Origin of the sequence: Kluyvera genomosp. 2 (assembly GCF_036759865.1) — a bacterium.
GTDB classification, from domain to species: domain Bacteria; phylum Pseudomonadota; class Gammaproteobacteria; order Enterobacterales; family Enterobacteriaceae; genus Kluyvera; species Kluyvera ascorbata_B.
In genome coordinates, this window is record NZ_JAPKIA010000012.1 from 101,690 (window position 1) to 122,524 (window position 20,835).

Sequence of the window (20,835 nt, forward strand, 5' to 3'; positions counted from 1 at the left end):
TCCGGTCACCCGGAGAAAATTACTTCTTCTTCGCTTTCGGGTTTGGCAGGTCGGTGATGCTACCTTCAAAGATTTCTGCTGCCAGGCCAACAGACTCGTGCAGAGTCGGGTGAGCGTGGATGGTCAGCGCGATATCTTCAGCGTCACAACCCATTTCGATCGCCAGACCGATTTCGCCCAGCAGCTCGCCGCCGTTGGTACCGACAATCGCACCACCGATAACACGGTGAGATTCTTTGTCGAAAATCAGTTTGGTCATACCGTCTGCGCAGTCGGAAGCGATAGCACGGCCAGAAGCAGCCCACGGGAAGGTGGCGGTTTCATAGCTGATGCCTTTCTCTTTCGCTTCTTTCTCCGTCAGACCTACCCAAGCAACTTCTGGATCGGTATACGCAATGGATGGAATCACTTTCGGATCGAAGTAGTGTTTCTGGCCGGCGATAACTTCAGCAGCAACGTGACCTTCGTGAACACCTTTGTGCGCCAGCATCGGCTGACCGACGATATCGCCGATAGCAAAGATATGCGGTACGTTGGTACGCAGCTGTTTGTCGACGTGGATGAAGCCACGCTCGTCAACTTCTACGCCAGCTTTGCCCGCGTCGAGGTTTTTACCGTTTGGTACGCGACCGATAGCCACCAGCACGGCGTCATAACGCTGTGCTTCTGAAGGTGCTTTTTTGCCTTCCATGGAAACGTAGATACCGTCTTCTTTTGCTTCAACGGCGGTCACTTTGGTTTCCAGCATCAGGTTGAATTTCTTGCTGATACGTTTGGTGAAGACTTTAACGATGTCTTTGTCGGCAGCCGGGATAACCTGGTCGAACATTTCAACCACGTCAATCTCTGAACCCAGCGCATGGTACACGGTACCCATTTCCAGACCGATGATGCCACCGCCCATAACCAGCAGGCGTTTTGGCACTTCTTTCAGTTCCAGTGCGTCTGTGGAGTCCCAAACGCGTGGGTCTTCATGTGGAATGAATGGCAGTTCAATCGGACGGGAACCCGCCGCGATGATAGCGTTGTCGAAGTTGATGACGGTTTTACCGTTCTCGCCTTCCACTTCCAGGGTGTTTGCCCCGGTGAATTTACCCAGACCGTTTACCACTTTCACTTTACGGCCTTTGGCCATACCCGCCAGACCACCGGTCAGCTGAGTGATAACTTTCTCTTTCCAGGTACGAATTTTGTCGATATCGGTTTTCGGCTCGCCGAAGACGATACCGTGTTCAGCCAGCGATTTGGCTTCTTCGATAACTTTTGCAACGTGCAGCAGTGCTTTAGAAGGGATACAGCCAACGTTCAGACAAACACCACCGAGGGTGCTGTAACGTTCTACAATTACGGTTTCCAGACCTAAATCAGCGCAACGGAATGCAGCAGAGTAGCCCGCAGGACCTGCCCCAAGTACCACGACCTGAGTTTTAATTTCAGTACTCATCATGACCTCTATCATTTGTATCCGGCGGTCTGACGTTATAGTTATTACGCCCATCATCCACCGGGACGTTCTATCCGCGTGTATTTTACAAAATTGTTAACAATTTTTAAACAACAAACGGCAAACGATTTTGTCCTTTGTTGCTGATAACCCCTAACCACTCCGAGGTTACCAGAAAAAAGCCGGCCGTCAGGCCGGCTTTTTTATTACATCACCAGACGGCGAATGTCAGACAGCATGTTGTTGATGATGGTGATAAAGCGCGCACCATCCGCACCGTCGATTACGCGGTGGTCGAAGGAAAGAGAAATTGGCATCATCAGACGCGGCATAAACTCTTTACCGTTCCACACTGGCTCCATAGAGGACTTGGAGACACCGAGGATCGCCACTTCCGGCGCGTTAACAATCGGCGCGAAGTGGGTCGTACCCAGGCCACCGATGCTGGAGATGGTGAAGCAACCGCCCTGCATTTCGCCAGCGGTCAGCTTGCCATCACGCGCTTTCTTGGAGATCACGGTCAGTTCACGAGACAGCTCGGTAATGCTCTTCTTGTTCACGTCTTTGAAGACCGGAACAACCAGACCATTTGGCGTATCAACCGCCACACCGATGTTGATGTATTTCTTCAGGGTCAGGCGCTGACCATCTTCAGACAGAGAGCTGTTGAAGCGCGGCATCTGTTCCAGAGCGGCGGCAACGGCTTTCATGATGAAGACCACTGGGGTGAATTTCACGTCCAGTTTACGTTTTTCAGCTTCGGCGTTCTGCTGTTTACGGAACGCTTCCAGATCGGTGATATCGGTCTTATCGAAGTGAGTAACGTGCGGGATCATCACCCAGTTACGGCTCAGGTTAGCACCCGAGATTTTCTGGATACGGCCCAGTTCCACTTCTTCGATTTCACCAAACTTGCTGAAGTCCACTTTCGGCCAAGGCAGCATGCCCGGGATACCGCCGCCAGCGGCTGCAGCCGGAGCCGCTTCAGCACGCTTGATAGCGTCTTTCACGTAAGCCTGAACGTCTTCACGCAGGATACGACCTTTACGGCCAGAACCTTTCACTTTCGCCAGGTTCACACCGAATTCGCGCGCCAGGCGACGAATCAGCGGAGTGGCGTGAACGTAAGCGTCGTTCTCAGCGAACTCGGTTTTACCTTCAGCCTTCGCAGCCGGTGCGGCAGCAGGTTTAGCAGCCTGAGCCGGTGCAGCAGCAGGAGCTGGAGCCGCCGCGGCAGCTGGAGCAGCAGGTGCTGCGCCTTCCACTTCGAAGACCATAATCAGAGAACCGGTTTTGACTTTGTCGCCGGTGCTGATTTTGATTTCTTTCACGGTACCTGCGAACGGTGCCGGAACTTCCATAGAGGCTTTGTCGCCTTCTACGGTGATCAGTGACTGCTCAGCGGCAATTTTATCGCCTACTTTCACCATCACTTCGGTCACTTCAACTTCGTCACCGCCGATGTCCGGTACGTTAACGTCTTTCGAGCCAGAAGCCGCCGGAGCCGCTGCTGCTGCCGGAGCGGCAGCCTGAGCCGGTGCAGCAGCAGGCGCTGCGCCCGCCACTTCGAAGACCATAATCAGGGAGCCGGTGGACACTTTGTCGCCGGTGTTGATTTTGATCTCTTTCACTACGCCCGCGAACGGTGCCGGGACTTCCATGGACGCTTTGTCACCTTCAACGGTGATCAGAGACTGTTCAGCCGCTACGGTATCGCCGACTTTGACCATGATCTCGGTCACTTCAACTTCGTCGCCGCCGATATCAGGCACGTGAACGTCTTTTGCCGCTGCAGCAGCAGGTGCTGCTGCCGGAGCCGCTTCTTTCTTCTCTTCTGCCTTGGCAGGTGCAGCAGCTGCTGCACCGTCGGCGGAATCGAAAATCATGATCAGTTTGCCGGTCTCAGTTTTGTCGCCAACAGAGACTTTGATCTCTTTAACGATACCAGCCTGAGGAGACGGAACTTCCATAGAGGCTTTGTCGCCTTCTACGGTGATCAGCGACTGTTCAGCTTCAACTTTGTCGCCTACTTTGACCAGGATCTCGGTGATTTCAACTTCATCAGCCCCGATGTCCGGTACATTGATTTCGATAGCCATTGTTCTTTTACCTCTTACGCCAGACGCGGGTTAACTTTTTCTGCATCGATGTTGAATTTGGTGATTGCGTCAGCAACCACTTTCTTATCGATTTCGCCACGTTTAGCCAGTTCGCCCAGTGCCGCTACAACCACGTAGGAAGCATCAACTTCGAAGTGGTGACGCAGGTTTTCACGGCTGTCAGAGCGACCGAAGCCGTCGGTACCCAGTACGCGGTAATCGTCAGCCGGTACATAAGTACGAACCTGCTCAGCAAACAGTTTCATATAGTCAGTAGAGGCAACAGCCGGCGCGTCGTTCATTACCTGAGCGATGTACGGAACGCGCGGCGTTTCCAGCGGGTGCAGCATGTTCCAGCGTTCACAATCCTGACCATCACGTGCCAGTTCAGTGAAGGAGGTCACGCTGTACACGTCGGAGCCGACGCCATAGTCTTTCGCCAGGATCTGCGCTGCTTCACGTACGTGACGCAGGATAGAACCGGAGCCCAGCAGCTGAACTTTACCTTTGCTACCTTCGAGGGTTTCGAGTTTGTAGATACCTTTACGGATACCTTCCTCGGCACCTGCTGGCATTGCCGGCATGTGGTAGTTTTCGTTCAGCGTGGTGATGTAGTAGTAAACGTTCTCTTGTTTCTCACCGTACATGCGCTCCAGACCATCGTGCATGATGACCGCCACTTCGTACGCGTAAGATGGATCGTAAGAGATACAGTTCGGGATAGTCAGAGACTGAATATGGCTGTGACCATCTTCGTGCTGCAGACCTTCACCGTTCAGCGTCGTACGACCGGAAGTACCGCCTACCAGGAAGCCGCGAGCCTGCTGGTCGCCTGCCTGCCAGCACAGGTCACCGATACGCTGGAACCCGAACATGGAGTAGTAGATGTAGAACGGAATCATCGGCAGGTTGTTGGTGCTGTAAGAGGTCGCAGCCGCCAGCCAGGATGCGCCAGCACCCAGTTCGTTGATACCTTCCTGCAGAATCTGGCCTTTCTCGTCTTCTTTGTAGTAGGCAACCTGCTCACGGTCCTGCGGGGTGTACTGCTGGCCGTTCGGGCTGTAGATACCAATCTGACGGAACAGGCCTTCCATACCAAAGGTACGCGCTTCATCGGCGATGATCGGCACGAGGCGGTCTTTGATGGACTTGTTCTTCAGCATCACGTTCAGCGCACGGACGAACGCGATAGTGGTGGAGATCTCTTTGTTCTGCTCTTCCAGCAGCGGGCCGAAATCTTCCAGCGTCGGCAGCTCTAACTTCTCATCGAAGTTCGGCTGACGGCTCGGCAGGTAGCCGTGCAGTTTCTGACGCTGAGCGTGCAGATAGGTGTGTTCTTCAGAACCTTCCGGGAAGGTAATGTAAGACAGTTTTTCAACCTGCTCGTCGGTCACAGGAACGTTGAAACGGTCGCGGATGTAGCGCACGCCGTCCATGTTCATTTTCTTAACCTGGTGAGCGATGTTTTTACCTTCAGCGGTGTCACCCATGCCGTAACCTTTGATGGTATGGGCGAGGATTACGGTTGCTTTGCCTTTGGTTTCCTGCGCTTTTTTCAGTGCAGCGAAGACTTTCTTCGGATCGTGACCACCGCGGTTCAGGGCCCAGATCTGCTCGTCAGTCCAGTCGGCAACCAGCGCTGCGGTTTCCGGATATTTACCGAAGAAGTGCTCACGTACGTAAGCGCCGTCTTTGGATTTGAAGGTCTGGTAGTCGCCGTCAACGGTTTCGTTCATCAGCTGGATCAGTTTACCGCTGGTATCTTTACGCAGCAGCTCATCCCAACGACCGCCCCAGATAACCTTGATAACGTTCCAGCCAGCGCCCGCGAAGATGCCTTCCAGTTCGTTAATGATCTTGCCATTACCGGTAACCGGGCCGTCAAGGCGCTGCAGGTTACAGTTGATAACGAAGACCAGGTTGTCCAGTTTTTCACGGGTCGCGATGGTGATCGCACCTTTGGATTCCGGCTCATCCATCTCGCCGTCGCCCAGGAAGGCATAAACGGTTTGTTTGGAAGTGTCTTTCAGGCCACGGTGTTCCAGATATTTCAGGAATTTCGCCTGGTAGATAGCACCGATAGGACCCAGACCCATAGAAACGGTCGGGAACTGCCAGAAGGTTGGCATCAGTTTCGGGTGCGGATAAGAAGACAGACCTTTACCGTGTACTTCCTGACGGAAGTTGTCCATCTGCTCTTCGGTCAGACGACCTTCCAGGAAAGCACGTGCGTAGACGCCCGGAGAGATGTGGCCCTGGAAGTACACCAGGTCGCCGCCATCCTGCTCGTTGCGCGCACGGAAGAAGTGGTTGAAGCAGACTTCGTAGAAGGTCGCAGAAGACTGGAAGGAAGCCATGTGGCCGCCCAGCTCGAGGTCTTTTTTAGACGCACGCAGCACGGTCATGATGGCGTTCCAACGGATAGCAGAACGAATACGACGTTCCAGCTCCAGATTGCCCGGGTATTCCGGTTCATCTTCAACGGCAATAGTGTTGACGTAACCGCTAGCTCCTGCACCCGCCGCAACCTGAACGCCGCCTTTGCGGGCTTCAGAGAGCAGTTGGTCGATCAGATACTGAGCGCGCTCAACACCTTCTTCACGGATGACCGATTCGATCGCCTGTAGCCAGTCGCGAGTTTCGATCGGATCCACGTCATTGTGTAAACGTTCTGACATGGGTTATTCCTTATCTATCTAGTACGTTGATTTGTCTGGAACCTGTCCCATTGCGCTTTCGTGGGAAAACGCAATAAGACAGGTTCTGCGTTTAGTTGCCGCGCGCTAAAGGCGCATTTCTACATTTTCTGGTCAAACGACTGCCAGAAAAAAGCTTATTCCTTTCGCTGCTGGAGGCGGCGTAACGAGCGCTCACGGCGGCTCTGTTCACGGCTGCGATCCAGCAAAATCTCTTCGATGAAGGCCAGGTGGCGGTGTGACGCTTCGCGCGCCTGTTCGGGCTCGCCGGCCATAATCGCTTCGAAAATGCCTGTACGATGATTGCTGACCAGCGGGAGCATCTCCCGGCGGGCGTACAGCAGTTCAAAGTTCTGGCGAACATTTTGCGCCAGCATCGGCTCCATACACCGTAGCAGGTGAAGCAGCACCACGTTGTGGGCAGCTTCGGTGACCGCAATTTGATACTGGACGACGGCGTCTGATTCAGCGTCAAGGTCGCCCGACTGCTGAGCCCGCTCAATGGCCTGATGCAGCTCGCGAATGCGTACGCGATCTTCATCAGTGCTGCGCAGTGCCGCGTAATAAGCCGCGATACCTTCCAGCGCGTGACGGGTCTCTAGCAGATCAAATTGGGATTCAGGGTGGTCGGACAGTAGCTCAACCAGCGGATCGCTGAAGCTCTGCCATAGGCTGCTCTGAACAAAAGTCCCGCCGCCCTGACGACGAAGCAGTAACCCTTTGGCTTCGAGGCGTTGAATCGCCTCACGCAGCGAAGGGCGGGAAACGTCGAACTGTTTTGCCAGCTCGCGTTCAGGTGGAAGTTTTTCGCCGGGGCGTAAGGTCCCCTCGAGGATCAAAAACTCCAACTGCTGCTCAATCACATCGGATAGTTTTGGTTGGCGGATTTTGCTGTAGGCCATTGTTCCCTGTCTCTGCCATTAGCCCGGAGTCAATTGGTCTTACCAATTTCAAGTTCGTAGCGCTAAAGTAACAAAGTATTCACCTTATGTCCATACAGGTTTTGATTGAAATCAGTAAACCCGGCACTTTTTAACAACATTACAGAAATGATGTTTCAGAAATGTAACTTTGCACAAAAAACAACTTTACCTATAAAGAAGTATAATTAACTAAAACCAAACAAAATTAAGCAAACTGAACCGTTTCAATTAATCAATTACTGAATTTAAATTCAATAAAATGAATATAAATTCAGTAATTGCGAATTTTTCATTTTTTGGCGCCTCGTGACTGCTGTTGTCTTTTTATCCAATTCGTCATCATCCCTTCACAAAGCAGGTGCATTCCGCCGCACTTACCACTATTCTGCTCATGACGAAAGAGCCTTACCTCTTTTTAAGAAAAGCATTTCGTAAATAAAACAATACAGAAAACGGAATTTCTTAAGTACATACGCACAACAGCGTCACAATAATAACCACACACGAGGTTTCACAATGGAAGGTCAACAGCAAGGCGCACAGCTTAAGCGCGGCCTTAAGAACCGCCATATACAGCTGATCGCTCTGGGCGGCGCTATCGGCACTGGCCTGTTTCTTGGCAGCGCCTCCGTTATTCAATCTGCCGGTCCCGGTATTATTCTCGGCTACGCTATCGCCGGTTTTATTGCCTTTATGATCATGCGCCAGCTTGGCGAAATGGTGGTGGAAGAGCCGGTAGCAGGCTCCTTCAGCCACTTTGCCTATAAGTACTGGGGCAACTTCGCCGGCTTCGCATCAGGCTGGAACTACTGGGTGCTGTACGTTCTGGTTGCCATGGCGGAACTGACCGCCGTCGGTAAATACATCCAGTTCTGGTGGCCAGAGATCCCAACCTGGGCATCGGCGGCCGTCTTCTTCATTGCTATCAACGCCATCAACCTGACCAACGTGAAAGTGTTTGGTGAGATGGAGTTCTGGTTTGCCATTATCAAAGTGGTGGCCGTTATCGCGATGATCCTGTTCGGCGCATGGCTGCTGTTCAGCGGCACCGCAGGCCCGCAGGCGACCGTTCGCAACCTGTGGGAACAGGGCGGCTTCCTGCCGCACGGCTGGATGGGGCTGGTGATGATGATGGCGATCATCATGTTCTCCTTCGGTGGCCTTGAGCTGGTGGGTATCACCGCAGCAGAAGCGGATAACCCGGAACAGAGCATCCCGAAAGCCACCAATCAGGTTATCTACCGTATTCTGATTTTCTATGTGGGCTCGCTGGCGGTACTGCTCTCGCTGATGCCGTGGACCCGCGTCACCGCAGATGTCAGCCCGTTCGTGCTTATCTTCCATGAGCTGGGTGACTCGCTGGTGGCAAATGCCCTGAACATCGTGGTGCTGACCGCTGCACTCTCCGTGTACAACAGCTGCGTATACTGCAACAGCCGTATGCTTTTCGGCCTGGCGCAGCAGGGTAACGCCCCGAAAGCGCTGCTGAGCGTGGATAAACGCGGCGTACCGGTGAACACCATTCTGGTTTCCGCCGTCGTCACCGCGCTGTGCGTGCTGATCAACTACCTGGCCCCAGAGTCCGCATTCGGACTGCTGATGGCGCTGGTGGTCTCGGCGCTGGTGATCAACTGGGCGATGATTAGCCTGGCACACATGAAGTTCCGCAAGGCAAAACAGCAACAGGGCGTGACCACGCGCTTCCCGGCGCTGTTCTACCCGCTGGGCAACTGGATCTGCCTGGTCTTCATGGCCGCAGTGCTGGTGATTATGGTGATGACCCCGGGTATGGCCATTTCCGTGTGGCTGATTCCGGTATGGATTCTGATCCTCGGCATTGGCTACCTGTTTAAGCAGAAAGGCGCCAAAACCGTTAAAGCGCTGTAATACTCCCCGCCCCCTCACCTCCTGAGGGGGCGTTTACCTCTATGTTACCTGCCTCACAGTTTCCTTTTCGCAGCAATTTTATCCATATGATTAACGTTATCCTGCTACGCATTTCGCCGTTTAGCTGCCAATAATCTCCTCCATATTATTCGGGAGAGGTCTGGCGATGAACTCAAGTAAACTGTCAGTGAAAGAGAAGATTGGCTATGGCATGGGCGATGCAGGATGCAACATCATCTTCGGCGCTATCATGCTGTTCGTTAACTATTTTTATACCGATATTTTCGGCCTTGCGCCGGCGTTGGTTGGCGTACTGCTGCTCTCTGTTCGCGTTATCGACGCCGTGACCGACCCGATTATGGGCGCACTGGCCGACCGTACCCGCAGCAAGTATGGCCGTTTTCGTCCATGGTTGCTGTGGATTGCCTTCCCCTACGCCCTCTTCAGCGTGCTGATGTTCACCACGCCGGAATGGAGCTACAGCAGCAAAGTTATCTATGCGTTTGTTACCTATTTCCTGCTGTCGATCACCTATACCGCCATCAACATTCCCTACTGCTCGCTGGGCAGCGTTATCACGAACGACCCGCAGGAGCGCGTTGCCTGCCAGTCCTATCGCTTCGTGCTGGTTGGCATCGCCACGCTGCTGCTGTCGCTGACGCTGCTGCCAATGGTTGACTGGTTCGGCGGCGGTGACAAAGCCAAAGGCTATCAGCTGGCGATGACCGTGCTGGCCTTTATCGGGATGTGCATGTTTCTGTTCTGCTTCTCCACCGTACGCGAACGCGTACGCCCGGCTGTGCAGACTAACGATGAACTGAAACAAGATTTAAAAGACGTGTTGAAAAACGACCAGTGGGTGCGCATTCTGCTGCTGACGCTGTGTAACGTCTGCCCCGGCTTTATCCGTATGGCCGCCACCATGTACTACGTCACCTGGGTTATGGGAGAAAGCACCCACTTTGCAACGCTGTTTATCAGCCTTGGCGTCGTCGGCATGATGTTTGGCAGCATGCTGGCAAAAGTGCTAACCGACCGCTGGTGTAAACTGCAGGTCTTCTTCTGGACCAACATTGTCCTGGCCGTGTTCTCCATCGCCTTTTACTTCTTCGACCCGCATGCCACCGTACTGATCGCGGTGCTCTATTTCCTGCTCAACGTCCTGCACCAGATTCCCTCGCCGCTGCACTGGTCGCTGATGGCCGACGTAGACGACTACGGTGAATGGAAAACCGGCAAACGCATCACCGGCATCAGCTTCTCCGGCAACCTGTTCTTCCTGAAGGTTGGCCTGGCGGTCGCGGGCGCAATGGTCGGTTTCCTGCTCTCCTGGTACGGCTACGACGCGGGCGCGAAAGCGCAAAGCGACACCACGATTAACGGTATTATGCTGCTGTTCACCGTCATTCCCGGCATCGGCTACCTGATTACCGCCGGAGTGGTGCGTCTGCTCAAGGTTGACCGCCAGTTGATGAAACAAATCCAGGAAGACCTGGAAAAGCGCCGCGCTAACTATCGCGAGCTGAATGAGTACCAGCAAGAACTGAAAACGACTGAACACGTAAGGAAAGCCTGATGAAGAACTGGCCCAACCCCTTTATTGAGCAGCGCGCAGACCCGTTTATTCTGCGCCACCAGGGAGAGTACTATTTTATCGCCTCCGTGCCGGAATATGATCGGCTGGAAATCCGCCGCGCCGCTGACCTCGATGGCCTGCGTACCGCCCAGCCGGTGGTGGTCTGGCGCAAACCCGAAACCGGCCCGATGAGCCAGCTTATCTGGGCTCCGGAGCTGCACCACATTAACGGTCGTTGGTATATCTACTTCGCCGCCGCCCACACCCAGGCGCTCGATAGCCAGGGGATGTTCCAGCATCGCATGTTCGCGCTGGAGTGCAGCGACGCCGATCCGCTGAACGGCAAATGGGTGGAGAAAGGTCAGGTCAAAACGCCGTTCGATACCTTTTGCCTCGACGCCACCACCTTTGAGCATCAGGGCAAACAGTGGTATCTGTGGGCGCAAAAATCGCCGGACATTGCCGGTAATTCGAACCTGTATCTTGCCGAGCTGGAAAACCCGTGGACGCTAAAAGGTGAACCGGTGATGCTCAGCCAACCGGCGTTCGACTGGGAATGCCGCGGTTTTCTGGTGAACGAAGGGCCTGCCGTCGTCACTCACGGCGACCGTCTGTTTATCAGCTACTCCGCCAGCGCGACCGATGAAAACTACTGCATGGGACTGCTGTGGATTGATAAAGATGCTGATATGACCCATGCGGCAAACTGGCATAAATCGCCCACGCCGGTGTTTACCACCAGCGACGAAAATCGCCAGTATGGGCCGGGGCACAACAGCTTTACACAGACGCCTGAAGGGGAAGATGTGTTGGTGTATCACGCAAGAAACTACACGGAGATTGAGGGCGACCCGCTGTATGACCCGAATCGACATACCCGCCTGAAGACGGTGCGCTGGAAGGACGACGGGATGCCTGATTTCGGCATCCCGCCGGCAGATTCGCAGTAAACCTCTTGCCCGGTGGCGCTACGCTTACCGGGCCTACCGTAATGCAGGCCGGATAAGCGCCATCCGGCACAACGCTACACTAACGTCCCATAAATGGTCAGCAGCGCCATTACCACGACGACCGCGTACGACGTTTTCTTGGCCATCGAAACCGCCGCTTTCGGCGTTGCCACTTTATCCACGTGCGGCTCGCGCGCCAGCGAATACTGTGCCAGGGTGGTTAACACCTGATACTGCGATGAATGGCGGTCGCCCAACGAGGCAAACCACGCTGGCAGCGCTTTCTCTCCGTGACCAATCAGCGCATACACGACGCCAACCAGGCGCACTGGCACCCAGTCCACCACGTGAAGTATGGCATCGATGCCCGACTGTAAACGCTGGTGCGGCGTTTGATAGCGCGCCAGCCAGGACTGCCATGAGCGCAGGAACGCATAGCCCATTAACGCCACCGGCCCCCAACTGCCGCCCACCACAAACCAGAACAGCGGCGCGAGGTAGAAACGGTAGTTAATCCATAGCAGCGCATTCTGTAATTCCCGCAGGAACTCCCGCTCGTTACAGCCAGGAGGCACGCCGTGAATCATCGTCAGCTCGCAGGCCATCGCATCACGCGCGTGGGTATCATCGCGCGACGCCGCCTTCAGATAGGCGTGATAGTGCAGACGAACGCGCCCCGCGCCGATGCACAGCAGCCCCAGCAAAATCCAGAAAATCAGCGTCGGTACGTTAAACAGCAGCCCTTCCAGCGCACGCTGAATCAGCGCCACCAACGCCATCGCCACGACGGTCATCGCCAGCGTTGCGGCCAGTGAGTAATGTTTCACCCGGCGGAACAGGGCCTCCAGTCTGTGGTCAAGCTGCCAGTGCTCGCCGAGCTTAAACAAGCGCTCCGCAAACAACACCAGAAGCGTGGTAAACAACGTCATGTCATCTCCTTATTCGACGAAGGGGTGACCTGCGCGCGAAAACGATCCCAATCAAAAGCCGGGCCGGGATCGGTTTTGCGCACGGGCGCGATATCACAGTGGCCGGTCATGTTGTCGGCAATGGCAGGATACTCGGTGATTAACAGCTGGGTCAAAGCCGCCAGCTGCAGATACTGCGCGTCGGTATAGGCCAACGTATCGGTGCCTTCCAGCTCAATACCGATAGAGAAATCATTACAGCGCTCGCGACCACGATAGCTCGAAACGCCAGCGTGCCAGGCGCGCTTATCAAAGGCAACGTACTGAACAATCTCGCCGTCGCGACGAATAAGACAGTGGGCTGAAACCCGCAGATGGGCAATTTCCGCAAAGAACGGATCGGCATCAGGATCGAGCGTACCGGTAAACAGGGCGTCTATCCAGGGGCCGCCAAATTGGCCCGGCGGTAAGCTAATATTATGCACAACCAGCAGCGAGGGGACCTCATCCTCTGGACGACTGTCGTGATGGGGAGAAGGCACGTGCCGAACGCCCACCAGCCAGCCCTTATCTAACTGCATTCAGGATCTCCTTACGTATGGTTATGCTACTCGGTTCAGAGTAGCATGTTTCAATCTTTCGCATCGTTACCAATTTGGAGCTTTATCATGCCGCCTCGCCGCTACAACCCAGACCACCGACGTGACGCGCTGTTAGAACGTATCAACCTCGATATTCCCAACGCCGTGGCCCACGCGCTGCGCGAAGATCTGGGAGGTGAAGTTGACGCGCATAACGATATTACCGCACAACTCCTGCCGGAAAACAGCCACTCGCACGCCGTAGTCATTACCCGTGAAGACGGCGTATTCTGCGGCAAGCGCTGGGTAGAAGAGGTCTTCATCCAATTGGCCGGTGATGACGTCACGCTCACCTGGCACGTGGCCGACGGCGACACCGTGGTCGCCAATCAGCCGCTGTTCGAAATTAACGGCCCGTCGCGCGTGCTGTTAACCGGCGAACGCACCGCGCTGAACTTTGTTCAAACGCTCTCCGGCGTCGCCAGCGAAGTGCGTAAATACGTCAACCTGCTGGAAGGCACCCATACGCAGCTGCTGGACACGCGCAAAACGCTGCCAGGCCTGCGCACTGCATTAAAATATGCCGTACTGTGCGGTGGCGGCGCCAACCACCGCCTGGGATTATCCGACGCCTTCCTGATTAAAGAAAATCACATTATTGCTTCCGGATCCGTACGCCAGGCGGTAGAAAAAGCCTTCTGGCTGCACCCTGACGTACCGGTGGAAGTGGAAGTGGAAACCCTGCAGGAGCTGCGTGAAGCGCTGAAGGCCGGCGCCGACATTATCATGCTCGATAACTTTGACACCGAACAGATGCGCGAAGCGGTGAAGATCACCCAGGGTCAGGCGCAGCTGGAAGTCTCCGGCAACGTCACTTTCGACACCCTCCGCGAGTTTGCCGAAACCGGCGTCGACTTTATCTCCGTCGGCGCGCTGACCAAACACGTTCGCGCCCTCGACCTGTCGATGCGCTTCCGCTAAGCCAGGAAAGGCCTTCCCTGCGAACTAGACCGATCATAATGTTGTAGGCCGGATAAGGCGTTTACGCCGCCATCCGGCCCACAGATCCTCCTCGAAGACGTTTTTCGACCCGCCTTCCATTTTCCACGTTCACTTCTGCAACCGCCGGAAAAAAACTGGAAGGCCCTATCCTGAATGCCTTTTCGCCCCTCGCTGTCGTTTCGACGCTCTGCCAAAGTAGCGCCAGTTTCAGCAAGGAGCACAACATGAACAGACAACGGGGCTTTACCCTTATCGAACTGATGGTCGTTATCGGCATTATTGCTATCCTCAGCGCCATCGGCATTCCCGCCTATCAGAACTACCTGCGCAAAGCCGCACTGACCGATATGCTACAAACCTTTGTCCCTTACCGTACCGCCATTGAGCTGTGCGCGCTCGACCGCGGCGGGGTAGACAACTGCGATGCGGGCAGCAACGGCATCCCGTCCCCCACCACCACGCGCTACGTGTCGGCCATGAGCGTCGCACAAGGAACGGTTATTCTGACCGGCCAGGAAAGCCTTAACGGCCTGACCGTGACCCTCGTTCCCGGCTGGGACAACGCCAATGGCATCACCGGCTGGCAGCGAACCTGCGATATCCAGAACGACGGCGCGCTCCAGCAAGCGTGCGAAGACGTCTTCCGCTTTGATGCGCAATAAGCGGGGCGGCAATCATGAAACAGGAGCAACTCTTCACGCTGTGTCAGCGCCATCGCGCGGTGCTGCTCAACAATGCGCAAGATGAACTGAGCATTGCCGTCGTCGGCACTCCGCCCACAGAACTCATGGACTCACTCCGCTTCGCCACCCAAAAACGCATTGATATCGAGTGCTGGGAGCAGGAGAGAATGGACAAGCACCTCCAGCGGCTAGCCCCACTCGCGCAGCCTTCAATACACCAGGAGAGTGACAACGCAGTAGATCTGCTTAACCATTTGCTCAAGCAGGCGCTCGTGCAACGCGCCTCCGATATTCATTTTGAGCCAACAGAGCGTGCGCTACGCATACGGCTGCGGGTAGACGGCGTGCTGCATGCGCTCACGCCCGTCGCGCTGACGCTGATGGCCCCGCTGATCGCCAGGCTTAAGGTGCTCGCAGGGCTGGACATCGCCGAGCGACGCCTGCCGCAGGACGGGCAGTTCACGGTAGAGATTGACGACACCCCACTCTCTTTTCGCCTTTCAACCCTGCCCTGCCGATACGGTGAAAAAGCCGTGCTCCGGCTGCTGCATAAAGTCGAGCAGGCGCTGGATCTGCATAGTCTGGGGCTTTCCGCCGACGCACTTGCGCAGCTGCAATCCGCGTTGAATCAGCCTCAGGGGCTGATTCTGGTCACCGGACCAACGGGCAGCGGCAAAACCGTCACGCTTTACAGCGCACTGCAAAACCGTAACCGTTGCGACGTCAATATCTGTAGCGTCGAAGATCCCATAGAGATCCCTCTGGACGGACTGAACCAGACGCAGGTCAGCCCTCGCGCCGGGCTGACGTTCCAGAACATCCTGCGCGCCCTGCTGCGCCAGGATCCAGATATCGTGATGGTCGGCGAAATACGCGACGGTGAAACAGCGGAAATCGCCATTAAGGCCGCGCAAACCGGTCACCTTGTACTCTCAACGCTGCACACCAATTCGACGGTTGAAACGCTGGTGCGCCTTGAACAGATGGGCGTCGCGCGCTGGATGGTGTCATCGGCGCTATTAATGGTGGTAGCACAGCGTCTGGTCCGTCGTCTATGCCCGCACTGTCGCCAGATGCTGCCAGGAGAGCAGCCGCTGCCGCGTACGCTATGGCCTCGCCCACTGCCACGCTGGACGGCCTCCGGCTGCTCGTACTGCTATCATGGCTACCAGGGCCGTCTCGCGCTGTTTGAACTGCTGCCGATCGCGCCTGCACTGCGGCAGGGCATCGCCAGCGGACTTAGCCCGGAACAGCTGATGCAGCATGCGCGGGAGGCCGGCATGGCGACGCTGTTTGAGAACGGCTGCCTGGCCGTTGAACAGGGGCTGACGACGCAGGAAGAGCTGCTACGCGTACTGGGGTTGCCTCACGATGTGTGAACAGCTGTGGCACTGGCGGGGTGTCGATGCCAGCGGAGCCGAACGTCGTGGCGCGCTGTGGGCTAGCCATCGGCCCGCGGCGCTGATAGCGCTGGCTCAGCAGAATATTATCGTCCTATCACTCAAGCGTCGCACGGTGAACCGATCACTATGGCGAGCACAGCACAGCTGCGCGGTGATAAGCCAGCTGGCTACGCTATTGCAGGCCGGGTTAACCCTCTCAGAGAGTTTGGCACTGCTCAGCCAACAGCATCCGATACCGCAGTGGCGCGCTCTGCTGGAAACGTTGGCCTCCCGGCTCGCCGAGGGTGTCTCGCTATCGGAGGGTTTAAGGCCGTGGCCGGAGGCTTTTCCACCGCTGTATCAGGCGATGATCCGTACCGGCGAAATAACAGGCAGGCTGGAGCATTGCTGCCAGGCGCTCGCGCGGCAGCAAAAAGCGCAGCTGCTATTAACGGCAAAAGTGAAAAAGGCGCTGCGCTACCCGCTGATTATTTTAACCCTGGCGGCGCTGGTCGTGGCGGCAATGGTCAGCTTTGTTTTGCCTGAATTTACCGCCATCTATCGCACCTTCAACACGCCGCTGCCCGCCCTTACGCTGGCCGTTATGGCCAGTGCAGACGCGGTGGCAAGCGCATGGCTTCCGCTCTGTAGCCTGGTGCTACTGGCCACCGGGCTTAGCGTCGGGTTTAAAGATCATCCGCCGTGGCAGCGCCTTCGCCAGCAGCTGCTACTCGCCTTACCGGTTATGGGCACGCTCGCTCGCGGCCAGATGCTCAGCCAGATTTTTACCGTACTGTCGTTGACTCAACGAGCCGGCATTGCCTTTTTACAGGGGCTGGAAACCGTGGAAGAGACATTGAACAGCCCATGGTGGCGCGAGGTCATTGCCAGCCTGCGCCAGCAGGTGTCACAGGGCAGCGCTATCTGGCAAGCCATGGAAAACTGCCATGAGTTTACGCCGCTGTGCTTACAACTGGTCAGAACCGGAGAAGCGTCCGGGGCGCTGGATGAAATGCTGGAAAACCTGGCGCGACACCACGATGAAAGCACGCAGAATCTGGCAGAAAGCCTGACGGCAACGCTGGAACCGCTGCTACTGATTGTGACAGGACTCATTATTGGCACGCTGGTCGTCGCGATGTATCTGCCGATTTTTCATCTGGGAGATGCGATCGGCGGAACAGGGTAACGCGGGTCAGTTAAGGCGTTGAATTCAGAAGCCAGGAGCAGGAACGGTATGCCGGATAAGGCGTTTACGCCGCCATCCGGCAATCCGTGCGCAGTGTGCCGGATAGCGCTTTTGCTTATCCGGCCTACGAATTTAGGCATTACGCCTGCATGAGGAGGATTACAGGCTATTGAACACGCGGTTCTCTTGTTCCTGCACCCGGATGAAGGTCGTGCGTTTAGTCAGCTCTTTCAGACGTGATGCGCCGACGTAGGTGCACGCCGAACGCAGGCCGCCGAGGATGTCGCGCGCGGTGTTATCTACCGGGCCACGCAGCGGCAGCTTAACCGTTTTACCTTCCGCCGCGCGGTATTGTGCAACACCGCCCACGTGACGTTTCATCGCGGACTCAGAGCTCATACCGTAGAACAGCATAAATTTCTCGCCGTTCTCTTCAACAATCACGCCGCCGCTTTCATCGTGACCGGCCAGCATGCCGCCCAACATCACGAAGTCCGCGCCGCCGCCAAAGGCTTTGGCCACGTCGCCCGGCATGGTGCAGCCGCCGTCGCTGACAATCTGGCCACCCAGACCGTGCGCTGCATCGGCGCACTCGATCACCGCGGAGAGCTGCGGATAGCCAACGCCAGTTTTCACGCGAGTGGTGCACACCGAGCCAGGGCCGATACCCACTTTCACAATATCCGCGCCGGACAGAATCAGCTCTTCGCACATTTCACCGGTCACGACGTTACCTGCACAAATCGTCTTGGTCGGCCAGGCTTCGCGCGCTTTCGCTACGAACTGCACAAAATGCTCGGAGTAACCATTCGCCACATCAATGCACACGAAGTTCAGCGCCGGGCTCAGCTTAAGGATCTGCTGCGTTTTTTCGAAGTCTGCGTCGGAGGTGCCGGTAGACACCATCACGTGCTTAAGCACGTCTGCGGACTCGTTCTGGACAAACGTCTGCCACTCTTCAACGGTGTAATGTTTGTGTACGGCCGTCAGGATACCGAAAGAGGCGAGTGCTTTTGCCATCCCGAAAGTACCCACGGAGTCCATATTCGCAGCGATAATCGGCACGCCTGACCAGCGTTGGCCTGAATGTTTAAAGGTGAATTCGCGTTCCAGTTCAACATCGGAACGGCTTTTAAGAGTAGAGCGCTTAGGGCGGATAAGAACGTCTTTAAAACCTAACTTCAGATCTTCTTCGATACGCATGTGCGAATTCCTGGGGTTAATGGCAATTAAATTGAGAGCACAACTCCAGTAATGCAATCATACGCACTAATCAGGGCTTCGCAAGACTGCGATTTTCACTTTTTTTAAGCTACAATCCCATAAATTTACCTGGCGAATAGTACAGTGCATCATTGATTCACTCGCACAGGGCTGCCAGTTTTTTAACCAAATGATTTTCATGCAAAAAATCCAGGGCTTAGCGGTATGACTTACACAGTGGCGTTAACAGGCGGCATCGGCAGCGGCAAAAGTACGGTCGCAGAGGCCTTTGCTCACCTGGGAATTAACGTGATTGATGCCGATATTCTCGCCCGTCAGGTTGTCGAACCCGGTACGCCGGCGCTCGCCGCCATCGCCGATCGTTTTGGTTCTCATATCCTCACCGCAGAAGGCGAATTAGATCGCCGGGGGCTGCGCGAGCGCATCTTTGCTCATCCTGAGGAAAAAGCCTGGCTAAACGCCCTCTTACACCCATTGATTCAGCAGGAAACGCAGCGTCAGCTACGGCAGGCCACTTCGCCTTACGTACTGTGGGTTGTTCCCCTGCTGGTGGAAAACAAGCTTTATCAGCGGGCCGATCGCGTCCTGGTCGTTGATGTATCGCGAGAAACCCAGCTGCTTCGTACCATGCAGCGCGACCACGTATCGCGTGAGCATGCCGAAAACATTCTTGCTGCTCAGGCCACGCGTGAAGCGCGCCTGGCGGTTGCTGATGACATTATTAATAACAACGGCACACCAGATGCTATTGCATCGGATGTCGCTCGCCTTCACGCGCACTACCTTGAGCTCGCGGCACAGGCTGTATCACAGGAAAAATCGTAATGCACACCCACATCCTTTTTGAGCATCCGCTAAATGAAAAAATGCGTACCTGGCTGCGTATTGAATTTCTGACTGAGCAATTGAATGCCAATTTACCCATCAGGGATCACGCCAGCGCGCTGCACTTTTTTCGCAACGTCGGGGATTTACTGGATGTGTTCGAACGCGGCGATATCCGCACGGAGCTGCTAAAAGAGCTGGAGCGCCAGCAGCGCAAACTCAACGCCTGGAGCGAAGTTCAGGGCGTCGATCTCAGCCGCATTGACGCCCTGCGTCAGCAGCTGAAAAACAGCAGCACTATTCTGATGGCGGCACCACGCATCGGGCAGTTCCTGCGCGAAGATCGCCTGATCGCGCTGGTTCGTCAGCGTCTAAGTATCCCGGGCGGCTGCTGCAGCTTCGATTTGCCGACGCTGCACATCTGGCTGCATTCAAAACAGCATCAGCGCGACGCCCAGGTCGAATCATGGCTTGCCAGCCTTGAGCCGCTGAATCAGGCGCTGTCGCTGATTCTCGATCTGGTTCGCAACTCCGCGCAGTTCCGCAAGCAAACCAGCCTGAACGGCTTCTATCAGGATAACGGCGACGATGCGGACCTGCTGCGTCTGAAGCTTGAGCTAACGTCTCAGCTTTACCCGCAAATCTCCGGCCATAAGAGCCGTTTCGCCATTCGCTTTATGCCGCTGGACAGCGAGCACGGCGTGGTGCCGGAGCGACTGGATTTTGAACTGGCATGCTGCTAAGGAGAGAGAATGACTGAGGTGACAACGGTAAACTGTCCAACCTGCAATAAGCCGGTTATTTGGGGCGAACAAAGTCCTTATCGTCCATTCTGTTCTAAGCGCTGCCAGCTTATCGATCTCGGAGAGTGGGCGGCGGAAGAGAAACGCATTCCGAGCAGCGGCGATCTCTCCGACAGCGACGACTGGAGCGAAGAACAACAGTAATGTCGCGTAGGGCCGGATGAGGCGCTACGCCGCCATCCGGCAACCTGCACCATTTAGCCTGATGGCGCTCCGCTTATCAGGCCTACCCCGCAATGAGCTTTTCAATCACCGGCGCGTTCGCTGGCGGAAATTCGTCCGCCACTAAATCACGTTGCGCAACCCAGCGCCCCGGCTGCCCTTCTTTCCCCCACGGCGCCCCTTCCCAGCTATCAACCAGCCAGAACCACAGCGTTATGTGACGATCGGGAAACTGATATTCCAGCTTATCAAACGGTTGCAGCGAGGTAACCACAATCCCAACCTCTTCTTCCAGCTCGCGGATTACCGCTTCCTGCGGCGACTCTCCGGACTCAATTTTGCCGCCTGGAAACTCCCACTTATGCGCCATGTGCGCATCGGCAGCGCGCTGAGTGATATAGATTTCGCCACTGACATTGCGAATGATGCCGACGGATATTTGCAGTATTTTCATTTTGTCTTACCCATAAAAAAGGCGCAGAAGTCTGCGCCTTTTATTTT

The 20,835-nt window shown here is 55.6% G+C and carries 18 protein-coding genes; 10 read left to right on the forward strand and 8 right to left on the reverse strand.

Going from position 1 to position 20,835, the window contains the following annotated elements; all coding sequences use genetic code 11:
- Positions 1–19: 19 nt before the first annotated feature.
- From lpdA to pdhR, 4 genes are all read right to left on the reverse strand, one after another.
- Positions 20–1,444 (reverse strand): dihydrolipoyl dehydrogenase, encoded by a 1,425-nt coding sequence (lpdA, locus tag V6942_RS14525; protein WP_106925639.1) that lies wholly within the window; start codon positions 1,442–1,444, stop codon positions 20–22.
- 206 nt (positions 1,445–1,650) lie between these two features.
- Positions 1,651–3,543 (reverse strand): pyruvate dehydrogenase complex dihydrolipoyllysine-residue acetyltransferase, encoded by a 1,893-nt coding sequence (gene aceF, locus V6942_RS14530; RefSeq protein WP_106925456.1) that lies wholly within the window; start codon positions 3,541–3,543, stop codon positions 1,651–1,653.
- Between the two features lie 14 nt (positions 3,544–3,557).
- Positions 3,558–6,221 carry a pyruvate dehydrogenase (acetyl-transferring), homodimeric type gene (gene aceE, locus V6942_RS14535; protein WP_106925454.1) on the reverse strand — a complete coding sequence of 888 codons (2,664 nt, stop codon included), beginning with the start codon at positions 6,219–6,221 and terminating at the stop codon, positions 3,558–3,560.
- Between the two features lie 155 nt (positions 6,222–6,376).
- Positions 6,377–7,141, reverse strand: a complete 765-nt coding sequence (pdhR, locus tag V6942_RS14540; protein WP_106925452.1) for a pyruvate dehydrogenase complex transcriptional repressor PdhR — start codon at positions 7,139–7,141, stop codon at positions 6,377–6,379.
- A 537-nt stretch (positions 7,142–7,678) separates the two neighbouring features.
- On the opposite strand from pdhR, the gene aroP reads away from it, so the two are divergent.
- The 3 genes from aroP (at position 7,679) to V6942_RS14555 (ending at position 11,575) form a co-directional block, all read left to right on the forward strand.
- Positions 7,679–9,049, forward strand: coding sequence for an aromatic amino acid transporter AroP (gene aroP, locus V6942_RS14545; RefSeq protein ID WP_106925450.1), 1,371 nt, complete (start codon positions 7,679–7,681; stop codon positions 9,047–9,049).
- Positions 9,050–9,215: 166 nt separating this feature from the next.
- Positions 9,216–10,625, forward strand: coding sequence for an MFS transporter (locus tag V6942_RS14550; RefSeq protein WP_333501398.1), 1,410 nt, complete (start codon positions 9,216–9,218; stop codon positions 10,623–10,625).
- Positions 10,625–11,575, forward strand: a complete 951-nt coding sequence (locus V6942_RS14555) for a family 43 glycosylhydrolase (RefSeq protein WP_106925446.1) — start codon at positions 10,625–10,627, stop codon at positions 11,573–11,575. Before V6942_RS14550 ends, V6942_RS14555 begins: the two co-directional genes overlap by 1 nt.
- A gap of 74 nt (positions 11,576–11,649) precedes the next feature.
- On the opposite strand, the gene ampE is transcribed toward V6942_RS14555, so the two are convergent.
- Together ampE and ampD are read right to left on the reverse strand one after the other, a co-directional pair.
- Positions 11,650–12,504, reverse strand: a complete 855-nt coding sequence (gene ampE / locus V6942_RS14560) for a beta-lactamase regulator AmpE (RefSeq protein WP_106925444.1) — start codon at positions 12,502–12,504, stop codon at positions 11,650–11,652.
- Positions 12,501–13,064 (reverse strand): 1,6-anhydro-N-acetylmuramyl-L-alanine amidase AmpD, encoded by a 564-nt coding sequence (gene ampD / locus V6942_RS14565; RefSeq protein WP_106925442.1) that lies wholly within the window; start codon positions 13,062–13,064, stop codon positions 12,501–12,503. The genes ampE and ampD overlap by 4 nt, the downstream gene beginning before the upstream one ends.
- A gap of 87 nt (positions 13,065–13,151) precedes the next feature.
- Between ampD and nadC the strand changes: the two genes are divergently transcribed.
- The 4 genes from nadC to hofC all read left to right on the forward strand — a co-directional run bounded on the left by nadC (position 13,152) and on the right by hofC (position 17,320).
- Positions 13,152–14,045, forward strand: coding sequence for a carboxylating nicotinate-nucleotide diphosphorylase (nadC, locus tag V6942_RS14570; protein WP_106925440.1), 894 nt, complete (start codon positions 13,152–13,154; stop codon positions 14,043–14,045).
- Between the two features lie 245 nt (positions 14,046–14,290).
- Positions 14,291–14,728, forward strand: coding sequence for a prepilin peptidase-dependent pilin (ppdD, locus tag V6942_RS14575; protein ID WP_106925438.1), 438 nt, complete (start codon positions 14,291–14,293; stop codon positions 14,726–14,728).
- A gap of 14 nt (positions 14,729–14,742) precedes the next feature.
- Positions 14,743–16,128 (forward strand): type II secretion system protein GspE, encoded by a 1,386-nt coding sequence (gene gspE / locus V6942_RS14580; RefSeq protein WP_333501399.1) that lies wholly within the window; start codon positions 14,743–14,745, stop codon positions 16,126–16,128.
- On the forward strand, positions 16,121–17,320 hold the full coding sequence (gene hofC / locus V6942_RS14585) for a protein transport protein HofC (protein ID WP_106925434.1): 1,200 nt from the start codon (positions 16,121–16,123) through the stop codon (positions 17,318–17,320). Before gspE ends, hofC begins: the two co-directional genes overlap by 8 nt.
- A gap of 159 nt (positions 17,321–17,479) precedes the next feature.
- On the opposite strand, the gene V6942_RS14590 is transcribed toward hofC, so the two are convergent.
- A complete protein-coding gene (locus tag V6942_RS14590) occupies positions 17,480–18,523 on the reverse strand; it encodes a GMP reductase (RefSeq protein WP_106925432.1) in 1,044 nt (347 codons plus the stop codon).
- Between the two features lie 225 nt (positions 18,524–18,748).
- Here V6942_RS14590 and coaE point away from each other — a divergent pair, with 225 nt between their 5' ends.
- From coaE to yacG, 3 genes are read left to right on the forward strand one after another with little or no spacing between them, the layout of a single operon-like run.
- Positions 18,749–19,369 (forward strand): dephospho-CoA kinase, encoded by a 621-nt coding sequence (gene coaE / locus V6942_RS14595; protein WP_106925430.1) that lies wholly within the window; start codon positions 18,749–18,751, stop codon positions 19,367–19,369.
- The gene (zapD, locus tag V6942_RS14600; RefSeq protein ID WP_106925427.1) at positions 19,369–20,112 is read left to right on the forward strand and encodes a cell division protein ZapD; all 744 of its coding nucleotides are present in this window, start codon (positions 19,369–19,371) and stop codon (positions 20,110–20,112) included. The genes coaE and zapD overlap by 1 nt, the downstream gene beginning before the upstream one ends.
- Positions 20,113–20,121: 9 nt before the next feature.
- A complete protein-coding gene (gene yacG, locus V6942_RS14605) occupies positions 20,122–20,316 on the forward strand; it encodes a DNA gyrase inhibitor YacG (protein ID WP_106925425.1) in 195 nt (64 codons plus the stop codon).
- 82 nt (positions 20,317–20,398) lie between these two features.
- Here yacG and mutT read toward each other — a convergent pair whose 3' ends face one another.
- Positions 20,399–20,788: an 8-oxo-dGTP diphosphatase MutT gene (mutT, locus tag V6942_RS14610; RefSeq protein ID WP_106925423.1), complete on the reverse strand. Its 390-nt coding sequence runs from the start codon at positions 20,786–20,788 to the stop codon at positions 20,399–20,401.
- Positions 20,789–20,835 lie beyond the last annotated feature (47 nt).